Origin of the sequence: Microbacterium sp. NPDC090014 (assembly GCF_044748285.1) — a bacterium.
Lineage (GTDB): Bacteria > Actinomycetota > Actinomycetes > Actinomycetales > Microbacteriaceae > Microbacterium.
In genome coordinates, this window is record NZ_JBIVFS010000001.1 from 1478611 (window position 1) to 1499590 (window position 20980).

A 20980-nucleotide genomic window follows, 5' to 3' on the forward strand; every position below is an offset into this window, starting at 1 on the left:
TGATGTCCGATTTCCGCCAGTCCATGTCGGAGGGCGGTGGCAGAGTGGAGGCATGAGCTTCCCCGTGACCGACTTCGATGAGCGATACCGTGCGATCAGCGCGCGTGACACCCGCTTCGACGGGCAGTTCGTGACCGCCGTGCGCTCTACCGGGATCTACTGCCGTCCGAGCTGCCCCGCGCGCACGCCCAAGCCGCAGAACGTCACCTTCTATCCCACCAGCGCAGCGGCGCACGAGGCGGGCTTCCGGGCGTGCAAGCGCTGTCTGCCCGAAGCTGCCCCGGGCTCGCCTGCGTGGGACCTGCGCAGTGACGTCGCGGCGCGGGCGATGCGTCTCATCGCCTCGGGCGTCGTCGAGCGCGAGGGAGTGTCGGGCCTCGCCGTGCGTCTCGGCTATTCGACACGGCACCTGACCCGACTGCTCTCGACCGAGCTGGGGGCAGGTCCGCTCGCCCTCGCGCGGGCGCATCGCGCGCACACGGCGCGCATGCTGCTGGTGGGCACGGACATGCAGATCTCGGATGTCGCTTTCTCGGCCGGTTTCGCGAGCATTCGGCAGTGCAACGACACGATCCGCGAGGTGTTCACTCTGACTCCGGGCGAGCTCCGGGCTCGACGGAAGACCCCGGCGTCCGCTGCGCCCGGTGCGATCGACCTCGTCCTCCCGTACCGCGGGCCGCTCGATGCGTCCGGAATCTTCCAGTGGATGGCTGCGCGTGCGGTATCGGGGGTCGAAGAGGCCGCGACCACATCTTTCTCTCGGCACCTGCGTATGGCGGGCGGGCCCGCGTGGTTCGAAGTGCATCAGGACTCGACGCAGCGACTGCACCTTCGGGCGCGCGTCGCTCAGCTCGGCGACCTCGCTCCGCTGGTGTCGACCGTGCGACGGATCTTCGACCTCGACGCCGACCCTCTCGCGGTCGACGAGGCGCTGAGCGCCCACCCCGAGATCGCTCCGCTGGTCGCGCGCACTCCGGGCATCCGCGCGCCGGGCTCGGCGGATCCGCACGAGATGCTGATCCGTGCCATGGTCGGTCAGCAGATCACCGTCGTCGCTGCGCGCACTGCCCTCACCGCGCTCGCCGACGCGCTGGGGGAGCGCACGGAGCAGGGGCTGCTCTTCCCGACGATGGCGGCGATCGCCGAGCACGGGGCCTCGGTGCTGCGCGGACCGGCCGCCCGCATCAGGGCGATCGTCGGCGCAGCCACGGCCCTCGCCGACGGCAGCCTCGCTCTCACGGTCGGCGACGACGGAGTCGAGCAGCGCGCTGCCCTGCTCGCGATGCCCGGCATCGGCCCCTGGACGGCCGACTATGTCCGGATGCGGGTGCTGGGCGACCCCGACGTGCTGCTCCCCGGCGACGTCGCACTTCGTGCGGGGGCCGCCGCGTCCGGACTGCCGGCGGATCCGCTGCCGCTGGTCGCGTGGGCCGAGCGGGCTGCCCCGTGGCGCAGTTATCTCAGTGCTCACCTCTGGCGAGCAGCGCCCGCACGTCCGGTTCGACGGCCGAGCGCGAGACAGACCACCGCCCTTGTGAAGGAGACCTCATGAACGCCATCATCCAGACCATCGAGACGCTCGACGGACCGTTCACCATCCTCGCCGACGACCGTCAGCGGGTGCTCGCCTCTGGATGGACGGCCGACCAGGCGACGATCCTCGCACGGCTCGCCGTCCCGGTGCGGCCGACGGAGGTGCGCGAGGGCGAGACGGATGCGGCTGCCGCTGCGCTCTCGTTCTATGCCGGGGACCTCTCGGCGATCGACGCGGTCGCCGTGAAGCAGACGGGCACGGCGCTCCAGCTCACCGGATGGTCGGCGCTGAGGTCGATCGAGCCGGGGGAGCCGCTGACCTACACCTCGTTCGCAGCGCGGCTCGGCAACCCCCGTGCGGTGCGCGCCGCGGCATCGATCTGCGCCCGCAACGCCCCCGCGCTCTTCGTGCCGTGCCACCGTGTGCTGCGGTCGGATGGCACCCTCGGCGGGTTCGCCTGGGGCCTCGACGTCAAGGCGAGCCTGCTGGAGCGAGAAGCCGCGCGGGGATGAATCGGGAATCTCTCTTGTGCTCAGCTTGTTCACAGGAATAGGCTGGTGGGCTGTCGCACCGACCGGGACGACATAGCCGAGCCCCTGAGGAGGACACCATGACATCGATCGCCGCTGTGCAGATCGCCGCTCTCGGCTCGACCCCGGTGCGCCCGCTCCGCTAGAGCCACTTTCCAACACGCACGACCACCGGATGCCGGACTCCGAGAGTCCTTCGCTGCGTCTGCCGCCTTCAGCAACCGCTTCCCCATACGAAACTCGTCTGAGAGACATGTCTTCCTCGCCTTCATCGCAGAACGCCTCCCCTTCCTCCTCCCTTTCCACACCGGCCGCACTGTGGCGCCTGAAGCCTTTCGTCAAGCCCGTCATCTGGCGGCTCGCGGGAGGCGCCGCGAGCGCGCTCGTCGCCGCGATCATCGCACTGATGATTCCGATCGTCCTCGAGCAGATCATCCGCGGTCCTGTGCGGACGGGCGCGATCGATGCGATCGCCTGGGGTGCGCTCGCGGTCTTCGGCCTCGCGCTGGGTGAGGCGCTCATGGTCTGGCTGCGCCGCCAGTTCGTGCTCAACCCCGCAACACAGGTCGAGTACAAGATGCGCACCGAGCTCTACTCGCGCCTGCAGACGCTGCCGGTCTCCTTCCATGACCGCTGGCAGTCGGGGCAGCTGCTGAGCCGGATGATGCAGGACATCGGCCTGATCCGCCGGTGGCTGGCCTTCGGCCTCGTCCTGCTGGTGGTCAACGTCCTGACCATCATCATCGGATCCGTGCTCCTGTTCCGCTGGCACTGGCTGCTCGGAGTGATCTTCATCGTCACCGCCATTCCGCTCTGGATCCGCGGGTACCTCTTCGAGAAGCGCTATGGCGCGCTCACTCGCCGCAGCCAGGACCAGGCCGGCGACCTCGCCACCAGCGTCGAGGAGAGCGTGCACGGCATCCGCGTGCTCAAGGCGTTCGGTCGGGGCAAGCACGCTCTGAGCCGCTTCAGCCGCCAGGCCGAGACGCTGCGTGAGACCGAGATGAGCAAGGCCGGCGCGATCGCGTCGATCTGGTTCTGGCTCGATCTCATGCCGCAGATCGCGTTCGGGCTGAGCTTGATGTCCGGCATCTGGCTGATCTCGCAGGGACAGATCGACGAGGCTCAGCTGTTCGCGTTCTTCGCCATGGCCGTCGTGCTGCGCTGGCCGATCGAATCGATCGGGTTCCTGTTCTCGTTCATGCTCGACGCCCGCACGGCGACCGATCGCGTGTTCGACATCTACTCCGAGACGAACAGCATCACCGACCCCGAGAACCCCGTGCACATCGCGGAACCCCGTGGCGAGCTCGCATTCGACAAGGCGCACTTCCGGTACCAGGACGCGGGCGCGAACGAGCGCGATCTGCTCGACGGCATCGATCTCGTGCTGCGCCCGGGCGAGACCATGGCGCTCGTGGGGCTGACCGGCAGCGGCAAGACCACCCTGACCACCCTGCCCACGCGCCTCTACGATGTCACCGGCGGGCGCGTGACGCTCGACGGCGTCGACGTGCGCGACCTGCCGCTCGCCGAGTTGCGTCAGCACATCGCGATGGCGTTCGAGGACGCCACGCTGTTCTCGGCCACCGTGCGCGAGAACGTCCTGCTCGGACGGGCCGATCTCGACGTGCACAGCGACGAGGCCGAACGAGTGCTGCGCGAAGCGCTCGACGTGGCGCAGGCCTCTTTCGTGGACTCGCTCCCCGAGGGGGTCGAGACCGTCATCGGCGAGGAAGGGTTGAGCCTGTCCGGCGGACAGCGTCAGCGTCTCGCACTGGCCAGGGCGGTCGCCGCCAAGCCGAAGGTGCTCGTGCTCGATGACCCGTTGTCGGCGCTCGACGTCGACACCGAGGCTCTCGTCGAGGAGGCGCTGCGGCACGTGCTGGCCGATACGACCGCCATGATCGTGGCGCACAGGCCCTCGACCGTGGCTCTGGCCGACCGGGTCGCGCTGCTCGAATCGGGCCGAGTCACCGCCGTCGGGACGCACAGCGAGCTGCTGAAGACGAGTCGTCACTACCGCCACGTCATCTCCAGCCTCGAGGCTGAGGAGGCGGCGCGCACCGGCGCGATCCCGATCATCCGCGATGAGGAAGACGAGATCGACGCCGTCGTGCAGGACGGGATCCGCCAGGACGCCGCCGACGAAGACATCATCACCGAGAAGGAGGTGCAGCGATGAGCTCCGCGATCACCGGAACCCAGGACGAAGACCGCTCCAGCTACACCAAGGAGGAGAGCCGGGCCATCCGTCGCCGGTCGCTCCGACTGCTGGGATCGCTCGTGCGTCCGCTGAAGCCGCAGATCACTCTGGCGGCCATCGTTCTCGTCATCTCGACGGCGCTCCAGGTCGCGGGACCGATCCTCATCAGCATCGGTCTCGACCGTGCCCTGCCCGCCGTACTCGAGCGCGCCGATTGGATGCCGACCTTCATGATCGGCGGGATCTACCTTCTCGCCGGCGCCGTCGCGGCGGCGATGATCGCCTGGTACGTGATCATCGCGGCCAAGCTCACGCAGGCAGTGCTGCTCGACCTCCGCAAGCGGATCTTCCTGCACACCCAGCGCCTCAGTCTGGAATTCCATGAGTCCTACACGTCCGGTCGCATCATCTCGCGTCAGACGAGCGACCTCGACTCGATCAAGGAGCTGCTCGACGGCGGGCTGAACGAGCTCGTCTCCGGCGTGCTGTTCGGCCTGTTCACCTTCATCGCGCTGTGCGTGTGGGACTGGCAGTCCGGGCTCATCCTCGCGATCGGCGGCGTACCCCTGTTCTTCCTGATGCGCTGGTTCTACTCGCGCTCGCAGCTCGTCTACCGTGAGTCGCGCGTCATCAGCGCGAAGGTCATCGTGCAGTTCGTCGAGACCATGACCGGCATCCGTGCCGTCAAGGCCTTCCGCAAGGAGCCTCGCAACGACGTGACCTTCCAGAAGATCGCCGGCGACTACCGGGACGTCAACCGACGCTCGATGCTGCTGTTCGGCACGTTCGAGCCCGGCCTGATGGGCGTCGCGGCGCTCGTGCTCGGAATCGTAGTGCTGTGGGGCGGCATCAGGGTCTCGAACGAGACCCTCACCGTCGGCGTGCTGCTGTCGGCCGTGCTGTACGTGCGCAACTTCTTCGCGCCGATGCAGGAGATCGCGATGTTCCTGAACTCCTACCAGTCCGCCACCGCGGCCCTGGAGAAGGTGTCTGGAGTGCTCGAAGAGGTGCCGACGGTTCCGGATCCCGAGAAGCCGGTCGACCTGTGGGAGTCGCGCGGACACGTGCGGTTCGACGAGGTCACGTTCGGATACAACGGCGAGAAGACCATCCTGCCGAACTTCTCGCTCGACATCCCTGCCGGGCAGACGATCGCGCTGGTGGGTACCACGGGCGCGGGGAAGTCCACTCTGGCGAAGCTGATCTCCCGGTTCTACGACCCGTCGATCGGCACGGTCACGCTCGATGGAGTCGACCTGCGCAGCCTGCATCCGAAGGACCTGCGTCGCGCCATCGTGATGGTCACGCAGGAGGCCTACCTGTTCAGCGGCACGGTCGCCGACAACATCGCTCTCGGAAAGCCCGATGCCTCGCTGGATGAGATCCGTGCGGCTGCCCGCGCGGTCGGGGCAGACGAGTTCATCTCGTCGCTGCCCGACGGATACGGCACCGACGTCAACAAGCGGGGTGGCCGGGTGTCGGCGGGGCAGCGTCAGCTGATCTCGTTCGCGCGGGCGTTCCTCGCGGACCCTGCGGTGCTGATCCTCGACGAGGCGACCGCGTCGCTCGACATCCCCTCGGAACGTCTGATCCAGGATGCGCTGCAGACGCTCCTCAAGGACCGCACGGCGATCATCATCGCGCACCGGCTGTCGACGGTCGCGATCGCCGACCGGGTGCTCGTGATGGAGCACGGCAAGATCATCGAGGACGACACCCCGGAGACCCTCATCAGCGGCACGGGCAAGTTCGCTCAGTTGCACGCCGCCTGGCAGCAGACGCTGGTGTGACCGTCGCCTGAGCGAGCGCGACTGCTGTCGCCCTCCGCGTCTTCTGCGGCCAGGGCGCACTTCTGCGGCCACGACGAGAAGTCGTGGCCGCAGAAGGTCACTGTGGCCGCACGAACCGTTGGCCATCATCGGCGCTGACGGGGTGGAAGATGCAGCCCCCGCGCGATCGCGGCCTGCAGAGTGCGCTCGACGTCTTCCCACCCGTGCACGATCTGCGCATAGGACAGCCGCAACACGGTGTACCCGCGCAGGCGCAGCTCGGCATCATGGGCGACATCGGATCCCCGCTGCGCAGACGAGGAGTGATGTGCGTATCCGTCGATCTGCACGACCAGGTGCGAGCCGATCACGATGTCGACCCGGCGACCCGCGAGCCGGACCTGCTGGCGCAGGGGCACACCCCAACCACTGAGCCGTACGATCACCATCGTCTCCAGGCCGGAGTCCGACAGTCCGATGACCTCCGCGGCCAGTGCGCGCGACCGCGGCTCACGCCATTCCACCAGTCGAAGAGCTTCGACGTCGAGCCGCTCGATGCGGACGGCCGACTCCCAGATCACCCGTGCGTCCTCGTGGAGGCAGCAGCCGGCGATGTGCGCCAAAGCGTCTTCGACGGACGCCGTGAGTCGCCGCGGGCCGCAGTCGACGAGCGGCGCGCCCCAATGCAGGGTCGCGTCATCTCGGTGGCGGTGCGCATTGGGCCCGACTTGCAGGTGCAGACCGCCCGGCGCTCGATCCGGCACCCACCACCCGCGACGACGTGCGAGCGACACGCAGGTCAGCCGCGCGGATGCCGCGGCAGCCGCCACCAGGTCGTCGGGCGCCGATGCCAGGGCCACCCACTGAGCGCGCAGGCGGCGCACTGCTCCGGAGCGGATCGCCCCACGAACCTGTCTCGGGGCGAAACCGTGTTCGGCAGCGTCCGATCGGTGGGCGATGCCGCCTCGCGCAGTGAGCCATTCCCTCAGGTCCATCGCCTCAGGATGCCGCCCCGCCCACCTCCTCGAAAGCCGGCTACCCGCATCCTGAGGAGAACCGACTGCCGAAGCGGGATGTGGAGGGGCAGTCACGCCCTCCACTTCGGCGGCTCGGGTGAGCTTCTGCGGCCGTGAGCTTCGGCCCTGGCCGCAGAAGGTGACCAAAGCCGCAGATGTGGGGAGGGGGAGGGGGACAAGAGGGAGGAGATGGGGAGGAGGACAGGAGAGGAGGGGAGAGGGGGAGGGAGGAGAGAGGGGGAAGGGACACGAGCCTTGGCTCTGGGTACCATCGAGGTATGGATCCGCTGCTGCTCGCCGTCGAGTTGTGGTGGATCGCGCCCGCCGCAGCCGGGGGTGTCGCAGCCGGCGCGGTCGGGCTGCGTCGCCGCAGCATCAAGAGCGGACGCCGACTCGAGTACGACGCGGCTCGGCATGATCTCAAAGCCGCCAGGCAGACGGCGGTCGAGAGGCGGATGGCCGTCAAGCTGGCCCGCGCCGACGTCGCACGCATCTCGGCCGAACGCAGCGCGCGGCGTGCGACCCCGGAGCAGGTCGCGGGTGCCAAGCGGATGCTGCGGGCGAAGGAGAACGACGCCAAAGCCGCGTCCGCCGACGTCCGCGCCAAGCAGGTGCGCCTGAACGCCGCCCGTGCGGCGATCCCGCCGGCATCCGCACCACGCCCCCTGGAGCGGCTCCAGGCGCAGCACGAGGCGATCGTCGTGCGCTGGATGAGCTACGAGACCGATCCGGGGCTGCAGATCGCCTACCCGGAGATGACCGACGTCCGACAGCCGGCGACTGCGGCGTATCTGCGCGCGGCAGCGCACGCGGTCGAGATGCGCCGTGCCGCCTCCGGAAGGGTCAGCGCGGCGGACTTCGCCGCGTACCGCGACGCCGTCGCCGATCTCGAGCGGGCCTTCGAAGCGGCCGAGCATGCCGCTCGGGTGCACGCGGGAGAGGCGTCTTCGGCATCGTCCACCTGGCAGGATGCCGCGCAGGATGTGATCAGTCGGTCGGCCGAGGCGATCGACCGTGCCGCCGGCGCCGCAGCATCGGCGTTCGCCGCGTGGAACGAACGCAAACGCCCGGACAAGCGCTGAGCGCCGCCTCCGCAGGGCGAAGACGGCGCTCGATGCTCACGTGAGTGCGTGCCTCAGGCGCCGATCGTCCGTGAGGCGATCAGCTGTCGATACCAGTGCCCCGAGTCCTTGACGGTGCGTTCGAGCGAGTCGAAGTCCACGCGCACGATGCCGAATCTCTTGGCATAGCCGTAGCCCCACTCGAAGTTGTCGAGGAGCGACCACACGAAGTAGCCGCGCAGGTCGACACCGCGCTGGATCGCACGATGAGCGGCCGTGAAGTGCCTGCGCAGGTAGTCGGTGCGCTCGGGATCGGGGATGGAGCCGTCCTCAGCCACCTCGTCGTCGAACGCCGCCCCGTTCTCGGTGACCATGAGCGGCTGCGACGGGAACTGCTCCGACAGCGAGACGAGCAGCTCCTCCAGTCCCTCGGGCGCGATGTTCCATCCCATCGCCGTGTACGGCCCCGGCTGCTCGACGAATTCGACCAGCTGATCGCTGCCCGGCCACGCCGTGCCTCCGGCCGTGCCCTTGTGCCCGTCGTTCTGCTGCTTCTCCGACACCCCGTCCCACAGGCGGACGGTCGCCGTCGAGTAGTAGTTGACCCCGAGCACGTCGATCGGCTGGTTGATCGTGGCGAGGTCGCCATCCTGCACGAACGACCAGTCGGTGACCGATGCCGTGTCGTCGAGGAGGTCTGCGGGGTACTCGCCGCGCAGCATCGGGTGGGTGAAGGCGCGATTCGCGAGACCGTCGATCCGGCGCATGGCCTCGTCAGCGCCGTCGCCGACGCCCCGCAGGACATGGAAGTTCAACGTCACCGAGTAGTCCGGGTCACCGGTCGACGTCGCCCGGAGCGCCTGGATGGCGCGCCCGTGCGCAAGGTTCAGGTGGTGCACGGCCGACAGCGCGGAGGCGGGCTCGTGCCGACCCGGCGCGTGACCGCCCTGACCGTAGCCCAGGTAGGCGGAGCACCAGGGCTCGTTGAGCGTGGTCCAGGTGTGCACCCGGTCGCCCAGTGCTGCGCCCACGATCGACGCGTATCGCTCGAAGGCATCGGTCGTGGCGCGAGAGGTCCACCCGCCCGCATCCTCGAGGTACTTCGGAAGATCCCAGTGGTAGAGCGTCGCCACGGGGCGGATGCCGCGCTCGAGGAGTCCGTCGACGAGACGCGAGTAGAAGTCGATGCCCGCCTGATTGACTCGTCCGTCTGCCGCAGGGACGATGCGCGGCCAGGCGATCGAGAATCGGTAGGCCTGCAGTCCGAGATCCGACATCAGGTCGAGGTCCTCATCGACGCGATGGTAGTGATCGCAGGCCACATCGCCGGTGTCGCCGTTCCACACCTTGCCCGGCGTTCGGCTGAACGTGTCCCAGATCGACGGCGTCCTGCCGTCCTCGTCTGCCGCACCCTCGATCTGGTACGCGGCGGTCGCCGATCCGAACATGAAGCCCTCGGGGAGGACGAGTCCGGATCCGCGGTAGTCATCGGCGGGGGAGAGAGTCACCGGGTCACCTCCGTCAGGTCGGTTTCGTAGATCTTCTCACGGCCGTCGGGGCTCGTGACCGTCACCGTCGTCGACCCCGATCCGCCGGGGAACACGCGCAGTCGCAGGCCGTCGTGATAGTCGTAGTCCGGCCGATCGGTGCGGGCGCCCCAGGGGAGCGCGGTGCCGGGGCGCACGTACAGCGGCAGTGAATCGAAGGCATGGGTCTCCCGGCGCCATCCGCCGCCCACGACCGTCTCTCCCGTCAGCAGCGACGTCCACTCGCCCTCCGGGAGATAGAACTCCACCGTTCCGTCCTCCGAGAAGACCGGCGCGACGAGCAGGTCAGAGCCCAGCATGTACTGCCGGTCGAGGTAGCCGACGGCCGGGTCGTCCGGGAACTCCAGCTGCATCGGACGCATCACCGGCAGCCCGGTTCTCGAGGCGATGATGCCCTGCTGATAGAGGTAGGGCATGAGCTGCATCTTGAGGTGGGTGAAGCGCCTCGTCACGTCGACGGCCTCCTCGTCGAAGGCCCACGGCACCCGGTACGAGCTCGAGCCGTGGAAGCGGGAGTGCGAGCCGAGCAGGCCGAACGCCGTCCAGCGTTTGAAGACCCCGGCATCCGGAGTGCCCTCGAAGCCCCCGATGTCGTGACTCCAGAAGGCGAAGCCGCTGAGCGCCAGCGACAGCCCTCCGCGCAGGGTCTCGGCCATCGACGCATAGGTCGAGGTGGAATCCCCGCCCCAGTGCACCGGCATGCTCTGTCCGCCTGCCGTGGCCGAGCGCGCGAACAGCACGGCGTCATCCGCGCCGCGGGCGTCGACGAGCACGTCGTGCACCGCGCGATTGTAGAGATCGGTGTACAGGTTGTGCATCCGCCCGGGGTCGGAGCCGTCGGCCCAGACGACCTCGGTCGGGATGCGCTCGCCGAAGTCGGTCTTGAAGCAGTCCACGCCCTGGTTGATCAACCCGCGGAGCTTCGACTGGTACCAGGCGGTGGCCTCGGGGTTCGTGAAGTCCACGAGACCCATACCCGCCTGCCACAGGTCCCACTGCCAGACCGATCCGTCGGGGCGCTGCACGAGGAAGCCCTGATCGGCGGCCTCGCGGAACAGCGGGGAGCGCTGGGCGATGTAGGGGTTGATCCAGACGCAGACGCGCAGGTCCTTGTCGTGCAGTCGCGACAGCATGCCCTCGGGATCGGGGAACACCCGCGAATCCCAGACGAAGTCGGTCCAGTTGAACTCCCGCATCCAGAAGCAGTCGAAATGGAACACCGACACCGGCAGCTCCCGCGCCGCCATCTCGTCGATGAACGAATTGACGGTCTGCTCGTCGTAGTCGGTCGTGAAGCTCGTCGACAGCCAGAGCCCGTATGACCAGGCGGGAACCACCGGCGGCCGTCCGGTGAGAGCGGTGTAGCGCGAGAGCACCTCCTTCGGCGTCGGACCGGCGATGACGAAGTACTCGAGCACCTCGCCCGAGACCGAGAACTGCACGCGCTCGACCGATTCCGAGCCGATCTCGTACGACACGTGACCCGGATCGTTCACGAGAACCCCGTACCCGCGGTTCGACACATGGAACGGGATGCTCTTGTACGCCTGCTCGCTCGAGGTCCCGCCGTCGGCGTTCCAGATGTCGACCGACTGACCGTTCTTCACCACCGGGCCGAAGCGTTCGCCGAGTCCGTAGATGAGCTCGCCCACTCCCAGGTCGAGCTGCTCGTGCATGAAGACGGATCCGCTGGGGGTTGAGCCGCCCTGGCGGGCGTTGTCGACGATTCCGGCATCCACCTGCGCGTCCGGAGCGAGCCGGACGTAGCCCTGAGCCTTGTGCCCGCTTCCGGTCACACGCCTGCCGTCGACCTCGAAGGACAGGCCCCACGGCGCACCGTGGGTGATCCGCGCCACGAGCGAACCGGCATCCAGGACGCCGCCCGCCTCGCTCACGGATACGGAGGCGGCCCCCGCTCCTGCGCCGGGGAGGCCGAATCCGCCGTGCCAGCGGCCGCCTTCGTGGTGCGCGATGCGCACGCGCACCACCCCTTCGGCGGGAGAGGAGAGCGTGGTCGTGAGCACAGGACGGTTCAGGGTGTCGCCGCGCTTGGCGATCACCATGGTGGGCGCCGTGATGACGATCCCTCGCCCGTCGGGGGTGTCGGTGGTCTCGGCGATGTCATAGGCCTCCTGCGCGTACAGCGCGGTGACCCCTGGACGCAGTTGCCAGAACCCGTCGGTGAACTTCATTACTTGACTGCTCCTGCCGTGATGCCGCGCGTGAGGGTGCGCTGGAAGATGAGGAAGAAGATGAGCGTGGGGATGATGCCGAGCAGCGCGGACGCGCTCGTCGTCGTGACGTCCATGAGCCGGTCGCCCTGCAGCACGCTGATCGCCACGGGGACCGTCTGGTTGGCGTTCGACGCGAGGAAGGTCAGCGGGATCAGGAACTCGTTCCACGTCCAGATGAAGAAGAAGATGAGCAGCACCGACAGGGTCGGACGGCTGATCGGGAAGACGACCCGCCACAGGATCTGCCAGCGGCTCGCGCCGTCGAGAGACGCCGCCTCGAGGATCTCCTTCGGGAACGTCCCGTAGACCGACGACAGCAGATACGTGCCGAACGCCGCCTGGATCACGGTGAAGACGATGATCACTGACCACACGTTGTCGTACAGGCCGACGGACTTGAACATGTAGTAGAGCGGGTAGAGGAGGGCCTCCTGGGGCAGCAGGTTCGCGAGCAGGAAGAGCAGCACGATCCAGCTGCGTCCGCGGACTCGCCCGATGCCGATCGCGAAGGCGTTGAGCATCGAGATGACCACGGCGAGGACGGAGACCACGCCAGCGATGAAGAGCGAGTTCCAGACCTTCTCGGGGAAGTTCACCCTCTCCCAGAACTTGATGATCCCGCCGAAGTCGAGGGTCTCGGGGAACGCCAGCGGACCCGACGTCGCGTAGTCGACCGGCGACTTGAACGAGTTGACCAGCACGAGGTAGAACGGCGCGATGATCAGCAGCGCACCGATCACGACGAGGGCGAGCATGAGCCAGTCGATCGGACGCTTCTTGGTCATGCCGCCGCGCGGACGGCTGGTGGCCGGCTTGCCGGTGACGATGGCGGTGGTGGCGTGCATCAGAGACCCGCCCTTTCCTTGCGCTCGAGCGAGTTCTGCACGCGGATGAAGATGATCGACACGATCACCACGACGATGGTCAGCACGGTGGCGATGGTCGCGCCGTAGCCGACGTTCCGCTTCGTGAAGAACTCCTGGTAGGCGTAGTACGCAGGCACCAGGGTGGCGCCTGCGGGGCCGCCGCGGGTGATGATGTAGACGGGGCCGAAGACCTTGAGTGCCGCGATCGTGCAGGTCAGAGTGACGACGAAGATCTCCGGGCGGATGATGCTCATCGTGATCGCCGAGAATCGCTGGAACCAGTTCGCCCCGTCGAGTTCGGCGGCTTCGTAGAGCTCAGGGTCGACGCGCTGCAGCGCCGCCATGAAGACGACCACGGGGTAGCCGAGCTGCACCCACACCATGACGACCATCAGCACGATGAGGGCCGAGGGCATCTGGCCGAGCCAGTCGTAGGCGGGGATGCCGAACCATCCGAGGATCTGGTTCAGCGCGCCGTCGCCACCCGGCCGGACGATCCAGCCGATCACGATGCCGGCGACGGCGATCGGGAGGATCTGGGGGAGGTAGTACGTCGCCCGCAGGAAGCTGCCCACCTTGCCGCCGAACTTGCGTCCGACGACGTCGAAGAGAAGGGCGGCGACGATGAGACCGACGATCGTGGGCACCACGACCATGGCGATGATCATCCACACCGAGTTCGTGAACGAGGTCCAGAAGTCGCTGTCGGTGAGGATCTTCTGCCAGTTCTCGAGACCGATGAACTCCGGTGTGCGGACGCCCTTCCACTTCGTGAAGGTCAGATACACGTTCCAGATCAGCGGGACGATGACGACGACGAGGAGCAGGACGAAGCCCGGGAGCAGGTACATCCAGTAGGCGCCGGTCCCACCGCTGCGCTGCGGGATCGACGGCTCTTCGGGCGGCAGCTTCGTGCGGCCCTCGCGGCGGGTGACGAGTGACATGTTCATCTCCAGGAGGATGCGGGGGCGGCGACGCGCGGTCGCCGCCCCCGCGAGTGGATCAACGGAATTCGGCCGTGCCCTCGTCGTACTGCTCGCCGAGGTTGGTGTTGGTCGTCTCGGCGTCTTGCGTGCCGGTGATCAGACCCTGGAGCTCCTGGACGATCACGTCGTAGAAGCCGGGGGCGGGCCAGTCGGGGTAGAACGAGAGTCCGTCGGCGTCGAGCACGCCGTTGAACGTCTCGATCAGGGCCGCGCTCTTCTCATCGGTGATGTCGGCGGTGTCTGCCGCGACGGGGAGGCCGCCGTTGTTGCCGATGATCGCCTGGATCTCCGGCCGCATCGTGATGTCGATGAACTCGTACGCGAGCTCCTTGTTCGCGGCGTTCTCGGGGACGACCCACAGGTTGCCGGACGAGCCGAGCGAGAGATCCGCTCCAGGGAACGCCGTCATCGTCCAATCGAAGCCGGTGGCCTCCGAGACGAAGCGTCCGAACCACCAGGAGCCCGAGACGAAGATCGGCGAGGTGCCGTTGATGAACGAGACACCGGCGTCCTCGGCCTTGACCGATGAGACGTCCGAGGCGATGTAGCCCTTGTCGACGTATTCCTGGAGAGTCTCGGAGGCGGCGGTGACCTCCGGGCCCTGCCAATCGACCTCTCCGTCGTAGAGCTGATAGGAGTCGACGAAGTCGCGGTCTCCCTCGAGCAGCGCGAGCTGATACCACAGCTGTCCGAGCGGGTACTCCGCACCGGCCTCGGCGAGAGGGGTGACTCCCTGTGCGACGAACGCGTCGAGCACGTCGACGAACTCCTCGTAGGTGGTGGGGATCTCGAGCCCTGCCGCGGCGAACGCGTCCTGGTTGTAGTAGACGCCGACGAACTCGCCGTAGTTCGGGACGCCGAACCACGTGTCACCGCCCATCACACCGTCTTCGGAGTACTTCGCGGTGGTCTGGAGAGAGGGTGCGAGCTTCTCGTCCCACCCGTACTCCTCGACGGCGTCGGAGATGTCGGCGATCAAGCCGGTGGAGGCGAGGAAGCCGGCCGTCGCGTTGCCCTTGTTGAACTCCATGAGGTCGGGGGCGGCGTCCGTGTCGAGCACCTGGCTGGCGGTCTTCTGGATCTGTTCGAAGGACTTCTCCTCGAACTCGACCTTCGCGCCGGTCTCCTCCTCGAAGATCGCGATCGCCTCGGCCCACGCCTTGCCCATCGCGCTGTCGGCGCCCTCGTAGTGCCAGAGCTTGAGGGTGTCGCCGCCGCCCCCCTCGTCGCCGGAACCGGCGGTGCATCCGCTCAGGGCGATGCCTGTCGCGGTGAGAGCGGCGAGAGCCGCCAACGTCTTCGTCCTGCGGGTGGTGCGTGCCATCGTCGGCACTCCTTTCTCGGTGGCCCTGGGGCCGGACACTTCAGTGGGTCGGGTATTCAGTTGTGATGAGTCGATCGTCGAAGCGTTTCGATGATCGCGATGCGGCTGCGTGGTCGACGCCCGTCACTCCCGAGCGGGAGCGACGGATCCGGCGGACTGGTATTCGGGTGGGATCAGGTGGATCTGCGCGGGCAGCCCCGGTTCCTCCAGGCGTCGCACCGCGAGGTCGACGGCGAGCTCGCACGACCTCTGCGGCACGAGCGGGATCGTGTCGATCGGGACGACGAGCGCAGACGTGTCGAACGATGCGGCCGCCGAGATGACGGAGACGTCTTCTCCCACCGTCAGCCCCTGGGACGAGATCGTCTCGAGGAGGACATCGTGGACGTCGCCGACGGCGTGGACGATGAAGGCGCGGACGCCGCGCTCCAGCGCCAGCGCTGCGGCCGCGCGCACGGAGGAGGCATCGGTGGTCGTGACGCCCGTCGTCACCCAGTCGAGGTCGACGCCCCGCTCGGCCGCTCGCTCCTGTACGCCGAGGAGCAGGCGACGAGGGAAGTTCGACTTCCGGTAGGAGACCTCGGTCTGGCCGAACAGCGTGACCGAGGTGTGTCCGGCATCGGCCAGTCGATCCACCGCGAGATGCCCCGTCGCCTCGAAGTCGAGGTCGACACAGGTCAGATCGCGGGCCTCGTCGGGGATGCCGATGAACACGGTGGGGGAGCGCAGGGAGCGGGCGATGTCCGCGCGCTCATCGTCGGGGGCGACGTCGAGCACGAGGATGGCATCGACCAGATTGCTCGCGGCGACGCGGTTCATGCCCTCTGACGCCTGCTCGTCGGTCAGGAGGAGGATGTCGTAACCGCGGCGCCGCGCGGCGACCGCAGTCGCGAGCACGAACGCCATGTGGGTCGGGGCGTGCGTGTCGGCGCGGAGGGGCTCGGTGAGCCCGAAGATCTGAGTGCGGCGCCCGGCGAGCATCCGTGCTCCGGCGTCGGGTTCGTAACCGAGCGTGTGCACCGCGTCCTCGATGCGGCGGCGCGTCTTCTCGGAGACGGGGCGCTTGCCGCTCAGAGCGTAGGAGACCGTGCTGATCGACACTCCGGCGGCTTCTGCCACCTCGTGGATCGTCGTCATCAGGACTCCATCGTCGTGTTTCGGTACATCGTCGAAGCGTTTCGCTCTCGCCTCTGACAGCGATGATAGGCACGGTTCGACGCTGCGCGCAACCTTTTTGTGGTCATTCGCAACAAATCGATCGCGGAGGACGCGGGAGCGGTCCCATCGATTCACCGGACAGGGCGACGGGGCCTCGATGGGGGAGGGGATTCGAGACCCCGCCGCCGGTCTACGAAGGGATGCGGATCTGAGCGATGACCTCGGAGTACTCGGTCTCGCCGACAGGGGTGAAGCCGACACGCAGGAAGAACGCCTCGGGGCCGTCTTCTCCGGCCTCGTAGATGACGTTGACGTGGTCGAATCCGCGGACTCGCGCCTCTTCGATGAGCTGCTCGACCGCGAAGCGACCCACGCCCTTGCCCTGGTCGTCGGCGTCGACGTTGATGCGCCACAGCACGGAGCGGAAGTGCTCTTCCGGGGCGTCGGCGTCGAAGTTCGCACTGACGAAACCGACGACCTGGTCGTCGTCGAGGACGACTCGCTGCCAGGAGGTCTGGGGATTGATGACGGTCGCGGCGATGCCGTAGGACACCGGAGCGAGGAACTGCTCCTGTCCGGGCTTGAGCGACATGTTGTTCACGGCGACGATCGTCGCAGCGGAGAGTTCGACCATGCGCAGTTCGGACATGATCACAGGCTAGCCCCTCATCGGGTCGCCGCGCAGAAACCTCGACTTTCGTCAGGGGTGCAGCTCTGTGGAATGCCGGAAGTCGATGTGCACCCCGCCTCCCGGCGAACGTGCGTCGGGAGCGGCTCAGGTATCTTGGTATCGAGACAAATATGCCCTCGCGAACGGAGAACCTCCTGGTGACCGACGACGCCATCATCTACACCTACACGGACGAGGCTCCGGCTCTCGCCACCGCTTCCTTCCTGCCGATCATCAAGGCCTACACGGGGCAGGCGGGCATCGAGGTCGAGACCCGCGACATCTCGCTCGGCGGACGCATCCTCGCGGCATTCCCGCAGAAGCTCACCCCGGAGCAGCAGGTCGGTGATTCCCTCGCCGAGCTCGGTGGCCTCGCCACGCTCCCCGAGGCGAACATCATAAAGCTGCCGAACATCTCGGCCTCGATCCCGCAGCTCAAGGGCGCGATCGCCGAGCTGCAGGCCCAGGGCTACGACATCCCCGACTTCCCGGACGAGCCGACCTCCCTCGAGGAGAAGGACGTCCGCGCCCGCTACGACCGCATCAAGGGCTCAGCGGTGAACCCTGTGCTCCGCGAGGGGAACAGCGACCGTCGGGCACCTCTGGCCGTGAAGAACTACGCGAAGAAGCACCCGCACCGCAACAAGCCGTTCGCCGAGGGATCGAAGACCCGCGTCGCGACGCTCGGTCACGACGACTTCAAGCACAACGAGCGCTCCTGGGTCGCGGCCCATGATGACGTCCTCAGCTTCCGCCACACCGCCGCAGACGGCACCGTCACGATCCTCAAGGAGGGGCTGAAGGTCCTTCCGCGCGAGATCATCGACGCGACGTTCCTCTCGGCCGCGCACCTCGACGCCTTCCTCGCCGAGACGCTCGAGACGGCGAAGAACGACGACGTCCTCTACTCGGTGCACCTCAAGGCCACCATGATGAAGGTCAGCGACCCGATCATCTTCGGTCACGTCGTGAGGGTGTTCTTCAAGGACGTGTTCGCGCAGTACGGCGACAAGCTGGCCGCCGCGGGACTCAACCCCAACGACGGTCTCGGCTCGATCCTCTCGGGCCTCGGTGACATCGCCGACGGCGACGAGATCGCCGCAGCGTTCGACAGGGCCATCGCCGAGGGGCCGCGTCTCTCGTACGTGAACTCCGACAAGGGGACCACGAACCTGCACGTCCCGAGCGACGTCATCGTCGACGCCTCCATGCCCGCGCTCGTCCGCAACGGCGGCAAGCTGTGGGGCAAGGACGGCGGGGAGGCCGACACGCTCGCGGTGATCCCGGACTCCTCGTATGCGAGCGTCTATCAGGCGGTCATCGACGATGTGATCGCCAACGGCCCGCTCGACCCCGCCACGATCGGCACCGTGCCGAACGTGGGCCTCATGGCGCAGGCGGCTGAGGAGTACGGCAGCCACGACAAGACGTTCGAGATCGCCGCCGCAGGCACTGTTCAGGTGCTCGACAGCGAGGGCACAGTGCTGATCGAGCACGAGGTCGGCGCGGGTGACATCTGGCGTGCGACGCAGACGAAGCACATCCCGGTGATGGACTGGGTCAAGCTCGCCGTCTCCCGCGCTCGCGCCACGGGCGTGCCCGCGGTGTTCTGGCTCGATGCCAACCGCTCGCACGACGCGCAGATCATCGCCAAGGTGCACCAGGGTCTCGCGACGCTCGACACCAAGGGCCTCACGATCACGATCCTCGCTCCCGAGGAAGCCACTCGCTACACGCTGGCGCGGATGCGCCACGGCCTCGACACCATCTCGGTGACGGGCAACGTGCTGCGCGACTACCTGACCGACCTGTTCCCGATCCTCGAGGTCGGCACCAGCGCGAAGATGCTGTCGATCGTCCCGCTGCTCGCCGGCGGTGGCCTCTTCGAGACGGGCGCCGGCGGATCGGCCCCCAAGCACGTGCAGCAGCTCGTCGAGGAGAACTACCTGCGGTGGGACTCGCTGGGCGAGTTCTTCGCGCTGGCCGCGTCGCTCGAGCACTTCGCCGACCGCACCGGGAACGAGAAGGCCCGGGTCCTCGCGGAGACCCTCGATGCGGCGACCGGAACGTTCCTCGAAGAGGACCGCTCCCCGGGCCGCGCTCTCGGCACGATCGACAACCGCGGCAGCCACTTCTACCTGGGTCTGTACTGGGCGCAGGAGCTGGCGAAGCAGACGAAGGATGCCGAGCTCGCCGCGTCCTTCGCACCGATCGCCGCCACGCTCGCCGAGAACGAGGAGAAGATCGTCTCCGAGCTCAACGCCGTGCAGGGCAAGCCCGTCGAGATCGGCGGGTACTACCGCCCCGACGACGCGCTCGTCACCGCAGTCATGCGCCCGTCCACCACGCTGAACGGCATCGTCGACGCGCTGAGCTGACGCAGATCACAGAAGAAGGGGCCGGATGCGAGAGCATCCGGCCCCTTCTTCGCGTGATCCCTCCGCGGAATCGACGACGCGTCGCGTGCGGGGGATCTGCTCGGTGAGAGCGGGGATCAGTAGTGGACCGCGACCTCGAGGCCCACGGGCGACCATTCGTAGACGTACCGAGCCACATCGATCGGCATGTTCACGCAACCGTGGCTGCGGGGATTGCCGAAGTCGTTGTGCCAGTACGTGCCGTGGAAGCCCTCGTCGCCGTTGAAGTAGGTGACCCAGGGGACGTTGGGCGTCTCGGTGATCGAGCCGTCCGGCTCGCGGCTCTTCATGGTCTGCTCGCGCACGTGCGCGTAGACACGGAAGTTGCCGGTGTCGGTGGGTGTCGCGCTCTTGCCCGAGGAGATCGCCCAGGAGCGCACGACCGCGCCGTTCTCGATGAGGGTCGCGGTCTGCGACCCGAGGTCGACATCGATCTTGCGCACGAGGTTGACGGACTCGAACGGCGTCTCGGTGACCTCGATGGGGAAGATGCCCTCGCCGGCCTCGAGCTTCGTCGCGACGTCCGATGCGAGAGCAGAGGTGTCGCCGATCGCACGACCGCTCACTCCCTCGGCCTCGGTGCGGAGGATCTTGCCGGCCGAATCGACGATGTTCGTCGCGTTGACCGGGGCCCGGTCGACGGCTGCAGGGAGAGCATCGATCGTCGCCTGGATCGAAGCCTCGTCGGCGACCACGCTGAGCTCGCCACCGTCGTCGACGACGGAGATCCAGGTCGAGGCGGTCGCCGCGTCGACGGGCACCGTGCGCTCTTCGCCGATGTAGAAGCCGATCGAGCCGAGCATCGTGTTCAGTGAGGTCGCGAAAGCCGTGGCGTCTTCATCAGTGATCGCCGGCGCGGCTTCGGCCGGGTCGCCGGAGAACTCGAGGCTCGTGCCACCGTCCGCGATCGTGTCGACGATCGCGGCGGTGAGACCGTCGAGGTCGACGGCCGTCCCGGTGGCTGAGGGGGTGATCGCGTAGCCACCGCCTGCGGCGTCGAAGACGACGCCGGCATCGACCGCGTCTTCGAAGCTCGACGGCACGGCCTCACGCAACGCGGCCTCGGCCGTCGCGGGATCGAGAGTGATCTCGCCGGCGACGGGTTCACCCATCCAGGCGGTCACGTTCCAGAGCGGACGCTCCGCGAAAGCGGCGTCCGCGAGTGCGGTCGCGTCGATCTCGGCGCCGAGATCCGCTCCCGTCAGCACGGTGTCGCCGCCTGCTCCGGTCAGAGTGACCTCTGCATCGGCGACGTGGGCCTGGATCGTGTCGGCCGCGGCACCGGGCGTGAGCCAGCCGACGGGAATCCCGGCGACCGTGGTGCCCGGCGCGATCAGGATCATCGAGGCGGCGGCTGTGCCCAGGGCCAGCGCGCCCACGCCGAGGCCGATCCACAGGCCGAGGCGCTTCTTCTTGGGAGCCGGTTCGATCGGCGCCCAGGCGAGTTCCTGGTCGCCGCTGCGCGGCGGCTGGGAGTCGGTGGGTGCGTTGCCGGAGTCGGCGGGCGCGACAGGATTCGGCTGGTCGCCGGAGGCGGTCGCCTCGGTCAGCTTCTCGGTCTTCGCATCCTGCGCTGAGATCAGATCGGTCACGAACTCACCCCCCGGTTTCTCACGTGTCCTTAGCGATATGCTACGCGATCGCTGATAACGAGGAGGCAAC

Annotated in this window: 15 protein-coding genes; 6 read left to right on the forward strand and 9 right to left on the reverse strand. The window is 67.7% G+C overall.

The genetic code is table 11. The annotated features are described in order from the left end of the window. Nucleotides 1–52: 52 nt before the first annotated feature. The 4 genes from ACIPV5_RS07015 to ACIPV5_RS07030 all read left to right on the forward strand — a co-directional run bounded on the left by ACIPV5_RS07015 (nt 53) and on the right by ACIPV5_RS07030 (nt 6060). Nucleotides 53–1552: a DNA-3-methyladenine glycosylase 2 family protein gene (locus ACIPV5_RS07015; RefSeq protein ID WP_400340495.1), complete on the forward strand. Its 1500-nt coding sequence runs from the start codon at nt 53–55 to the stop codon at nt 1550–1552. Then, nucleotides 1549–2046, forward strand: a complete 498-nt coding sequence (locus ACIPV5_RS07020; protein ID WP_400340497.1) for a methylated-DNA--[protein]-cysteine S-methyltransferase — start codon at nt 1549–1551, stop codon at nt 2044–2046. Before ACIPV5_RS07015 ends, ACIPV5_RS07020 begins: the two co-directional genes overlap by 4 nt. Nucleotides 2047–2317: 271 nt before the next feature. Further along, nucleotides 2318–4249 carry an ABC transporter ATP-binding protein gene (locus ACIPV5_RS07025; protein ID WP_053099014.1) on the forward strand — a complete coding sequence of 644 codons (1932 nt, stop codon included), beginning with the start codon at nt 2318–2320 and terminating at the stop codon, nt 4247–4249. Next, on the forward strand, nt 4246–6060 hold the full coding sequence (locus ACIPV5_RS07030) for an ABC transporter ATP-binding protein (RefSeq protein ID WP_053099015.1): 1815 nt from the start codon (nt 4246–4248) through the stop codon (nt 6058–6060). Before ACIPV5_RS07025 ends, ACIPV5_RS07030 begins: the two co-directional genes overlap by 4 nt. 125 nt (nt 6061–6185) lie before the next feature. On the opposite strand, the gene ACIPV5_RS07035 is transcribed toward ACIPV5_RS07030, so the two are convergent. After that, entirely contained in the window at nt 6186–7034 is an 849-nt protein-coding gene (locus tag ACIPV5_RS07035) for an endonuclease domain-containing protein (RefSeq protein ID WP_400340500.1), read from the reverse strand. Nucleotides 7035–7333: 299 nt separating this feature from the next. Here ACIPV5_RS07035 and ACIPV5_RS07040 point away from each other — a divergent pair, with 299 nt between their 5' ends. Beyond that, nucleotides 7334–8137, forward strand: a complete 804-nt coding sequence (locus ACIPV5_RS07040) for a hypothetical protein (protein WP_320491146.1) — start codon at nt 7334–7336, stop codon at nt 8135–8137. A gap of 53 nt (nt 8138–8190) precedes the next feature. Here ACIPV5_RS07040 and ACIPV5_RS07045 read toward each other — a convergent pair whose 3' ends face one another. From ACIPV5_RS07045 to ACIPV5_RS07075, 7 genes are all read right to left on the reverse strand, one after another. Continuing rightward, on the reverse strand, nt 8191–9624 hold the full coding sequence (locus ACIPV5_RS07045; RefSeq protein WP_400340503.1) for a GH1 family beta-glucosidase: 1434 nt from the start codon (nt 9622–9624) through the stop codon (nt 8191–8193). After that, entirely contained in the window at nt 9621–11855 is a 2235-nt protein-coding gene (gene yicI / locus ACIPV5_RS07050) for an alpha-xylosidase (RefSeq protein WP_400340505.1), read from the reverse strand. The genes ACIPV5_RS07045 and yicI overlap by 4 nt, the downstream gene beginning before the upstream one ends. Beyond that, nucleotides 11855–12742: a carbohydrate ABC transporter permease gene (locus ACIPV5_RS07055; protein ID WP_198032385.1), complete on the reverse strand. Its 888-nt coding sequence runs from the start codon at nt 12740–12742 to the stop codon at nt 11855–11857. Before ACIPV5_RS07055 ends, yicI begins: the two co-directional genes overlap by 1 nt. Further along, a complete protein-coding gene (locus ACIPV5_RS07060; protein ID WP_157538122.1) occupies nt 12742–13707 on the reverse strand; it encodes a carbohydrate ABC transporter permease in 966 nt (321 codons plus the stop codon). The genes ACIPV5_RS07055 and ACIPV5_RS07060 overlap by 1 nt, the downstream gene beginning before the upstream one ends. 58 nt (nt 13708–13765) lie before the next feature. Next, on the reverse strand, nt 13766–15073 hold the full coding sequence (locus tag ACIPV5_RS07065) for an ABC transporter substrate-binding protein (RefSeq protein WP_295102591.1): 1308 nt from the start codon (nt 15071–15073) through the stop codon (nt 13766–13768). A 123-nt stretch (nt 15074–15196) separates the two neighbouring features. Next, a complete protein-coding gene (locus tag ACIPV5_RS07070; protein WP_400340508.1) occupies nt 15197–16210 on the reverse strand; it encodes a LacI family DNA-binding transcriptional regulator in 1014 nt (337 codons plus the stop codon). Between the two features lie 211 nt (nt 16211–16421). Next, on the reverse strand, nt 16422–16880 hold the full coding sequence (locus tag ACIPV5_RS07075) for a GNAT family N-acetyltransferase (protein WP_053099400.1): 459 nt from the start codon (nt 16878–16880) through the stop codon (nt 16422–16424). Between the two features lie 179 nt (nt 16881–17059). Here ACIPV5_RS07075 and ACIPV5_RS07080 point away from each other — a divergent pair, with 179 nt between their 5' ends. Continuing rightward, on the forward strand, nt 17060–19279 hold the full coding sequence (locus tag ACIPV5_RS07080; RefSeq protein WP_056277754.1) for an NADP-dependent isocitrate dehydrogenase: 2220 nt from the start codon (nt 17060–17062) through the stop codon (nt 19277–19279). Nucleotides 19280–19395: 116 nt separating this feature from the next. On the opposite strand, the gene ACIPV5_RS07085 is transcribed toward ACIPV5_RS07080, so the two are convergent. Beyond that, a complete protein-coding gene (locus ACIPV5_RS07085) occupies nt 19396–20910 on the reverse strand; it encodes a L,D-transpeptidase family protein (RefSeq protein WP_400340510.1) in 1515 nt (504 codons plus the stop codon). Nucleotides 20911–20980 lie beyond the last annotated feature (70 nt).

What these genes read in the sequence shown, in the direction of transcription:
- ACIPV5_RS07015 (WP_400340495.1), top strand. Translation starts at nt 53, where the DNA reads ATGAGCTTCCCCGTGACCGACTTCGATGAGCGATACCGTGCGATCAGC.
- ACIPV5_RS07020 (WP_400340497.1), top strand. Translation starts at nt 1,549, where the DNA reads ATGAACGCCATCATCCAGACCATCGAGACGCTCGACGGACCGTTCACC.
- ACIPV5_RS07025 (WP_053099014.1), top strand. Translation starts at nt 2,318, where the DNA reads ATGTCTTCCTCGCCTTCATCGCAGAACGCCTCCCCTTCCTCCTCCCTT.
- ACIPV5_RS07030 (WP_053099015.1), top strand. Translation starts at nt 4,246, where the DNA reads ATGAGCTCCGCGATCACCGGAACCCAGGACGAAGACCGCTCCAGCTAC.
- ACIPV5_RS07035 (WP_400340500.1), bottom strand. Translation starts at nt 7,034, where the DNA reads ATGGACCTGAGGGAATGGCTCACTGCGCGAGGCGGCATCGCCCACCGA.
- ACIPV5_RS07040 (WP_320491146.1), top strand. Translation starts at nt 7,334, where the DNA reads ATGGATCCGCTGCTGCTCGCCGTCGAGTTGTGGTGGATCGCGCCCGCC.
- yicI (WP_400340505.1), bottom strand. Translation starts at nt 11,855, where the DNA reads ATGAAGTTCACCGACGGGTTCTGGCAACTGCGTCCAGGGGTCACCGCG.
- ACIPV5_RS07055 (WP_198032385.1), bottom strand. Translation starts at nt 12,742, where the DNA reads ATGCACGCCACCACCGCCATCGTCACCGGCAAGCCGGCCACCAGCCGT.
- ACIPV5_RS07060 (WP_157538122.1), bottom strand. Translation starts at nt 13,707, where the DNA reads ATGTCACTCGTCACCCGCCGCGAGGGCCGCACGAAGCTGCCGCCCGAA.
- ACIPV5_RS07065 (WP_295102591.1), bottom strand. Translation starts at nt 15,073, where the DNA reads ATGGCACGCACCACCCGCAGGACGAAGACGTTGGCGGCTCTCGCCGCT.
- ACIPV5_RS07070 (WP_400340508.1), bottom strand. Translation starts at nt 16,210, where the DNA reads ATGACGACGATCCACGAGGTGGCAGAAGCCGCCGGAGTGTCGATCAGC.
- ACIPV5_RS07075 (WP_053099400.1), bottom strand. Translation starts at nt 16,880, where the DNA reads ATGTCCGAACTGCGCATGGTCGAACTCTCCGCTGCGACGATCGTCGCC.